The sequence below is a fragment of the Acidovorax sp. HMWF018 genome (genome assembly GCF_003061035.1).
Lineage (GTDB): Bacteria > Pseudomonadota > Gammaproteobacteria > Burkholderiales > Burkholderiaceae_C > Acidovorax > Acidovorax delafieldii.
On sequence record NZ_QAIM01000413.1, the window covers coordinates 1 to 1,126 of the forward strand.

General features: G+C 60.8%; 1 protein-coding gene. It reads right to left on the reverse strand.

Annotated elements, in window-relative coordinates; all coding sequences use genetic code 11:
• Positions 1-846 (reverse strand): SPFH domain-containing protein (locus DBR23_RS17040; protein WP_108499034.1); only part of this gene is annotated, 846 nt, incomplete at its 3' end.
• Between the last annotated feature and the right edge of the window lie 280 nt (positions 847-1,126).

Consider the following 1,126-nt stretch of genomic DNA (forward strand, 5'->3'; position numbering starts at 1 on the left):
CACCTGGCCCAGCGCCACACCCGCGCCCAGACCCATGGCGTCACCCGCCACACCGCCACCGTTGCCCGCCCCCTCGGCAAATTTGGGGATGGCCTGCGCCGTCTGGTACTGCATGAATTTGGCCATGTCGTTGCCCACCATGCCCATGCCGATCTTCTGGTCGAGGATCTTCTGCAGCTCTTCGGGCAGCGAGACGTTCTGCACCGTGAGGGACTCGATCAAGATGCCCAGTTTGGCGAAGATGGGCGCCAGCTCCTTGGTCAGCGCATCGGCAAACATGACCTGGTTGGCCGCCAGGTCCAGGAACGGCAGGCCGCTACCGGCAATGGCGTTGCTGATGTTCTGCAACACCAGGCCACGCAGCTGGCCTTCCAGGTCGGCCACGGGGTAGGACTCGCGCGTGCCCGAGATTTCGGTGTGGAACAGCTTGGGGTCCGCGATACGGAAGGCGTAGTTGCCGAACGCGCGCAGTCGCACGGCACCAAAGTCCTTGTCGCGGATCGTGATGGGCTGGGGCGTGCCCCACTTCTGGTCGATCTGCTGGCGCGTGCTGAAGAAGTACACATCGCTCTTGAAGGGGGACTCGAAGAGCTTGTCCCAGTTCTTCAGGTACGTGAGCACCGGCAGCGTCTGCGTGGTGAGCTTGTAGGTGCCGGGGCCAAACACGTCGGCCACCTGGCCTTCGTTCACGAAGATGGCCATCTGCGACTCGCGCACCACCAGCGTGCCGCCGTTCTGGATTTCCATGTCGCGCATGGGGAAGCGCCAGGCCAGCGTGCCGTCCCCCTCTTCGGTCCACTGAATGATGTCAATGAACTGTTTCTTGATGAAGTCCATGAGGGCCATGTGTGCTCCCAAAGCAAAAGAGGGGGTTGAAAAGAGCGGCCATCATAGCAACGGGGGCTTTGGTGGCAGCGGCTTTTTTCAGTGGCGGAACGTGAACTAGTTCACGCGCAGAACCAGTCTGTTTGGGATAGGCGCTGTGGCGCTTCGCAAGGCGTCATTGGATAGCGGCTATCTGCGCCTTAGCGATGATCAATTGGCTTTCGCTATTGCGAATCACTACCATTCAACCATCCCTGCTGCACCGCTGCAGGCTCTGTTGAACCAAGGAGTCCGCCATGTC